General features: G+C 37.7%; 1 pseudogene. It reads right to left on the bottom strand.

What is annotated here, in order from left to right:
• A pseudogene (locus KIH86_RS08810) lies at positions 1 to 219 on the bottom strand (hypothetical protein); the annotation flags it as partial.
• Between the last annotated feature and the right edge of the window lie 70 nt (positions 220 to 289).

Raw genomic sequence — 289 nt, forward strand, 5'->3', positions numbered from 1 at the left:
AATTAATCCGCTATAATCGGGATTATGGTCGCTTTTCAAGAAATCTAACACCATTTCGATCGTTTCATTTTTATGCGATTCATTAATTCTCTCGTCAATTAAGGAATCAGAAATGAATTTTTTGTCCTTCTGAAAATATATGCTGCAGATTGGCCTTGGAATTGCTCCTTCGGGACCTGCTCCTGTTATGTACTCTGCAATCACAATAATATCCTTCAATCCATCCTTGTTCACATCATGAAACGATACCGCTCGGATATACGATACACTTCCTCGGCTATTTCCATAA

Source organism: Paenibacillus sinensis, assembly GCF_019904155.1.
GTDB classification, from domain to species: domain Bacteria; phylum Bacillota; class Bacilli; order Paenibacillales; family Paenibacillaceae; genus Paenibacillus_AQ; species Paenibacillus_AQ sinensis.